Here is a 245-nt window from a genome sequence, read left to right on the forward strand (position 1 = left end):
AGAGACGGCATCGTCATCGGCCAGCAAATGCTGCCCTTGGTTAATGAAGGGGATGCGGTTTTTCACCTTGCTTATTTTAGTAAAGGCGCAAGTTCAGAAGTTGAACAACAAATAGAATCATTCCTTGACGAAGTCAGTGATGAAGTGGATATCACCTGACCAGGAAGTGAACTTACCCTTCTTATTTTTGCGCACGGGAGGCGCACTTTATGGGCAATGCAGAACCCGGTACTGAGTGGTTTATT

The 245-nt window shown here is 45.7% G+C and carries 1 pseudogene; it reads left to right on the plus strand.

Features of this window, described 5'->3' with window-relative positions:
• Positions 1-159 (plus strand): annotated as a pseudogene (locus ACYP03_RS27485) (deacylase); the annotation flags it as partial.
• Positions 160-245 lie beyond the last annotated feature (86 nt).

This window comes from Photobacterium sp. R1, assembly GCF_054600795.1.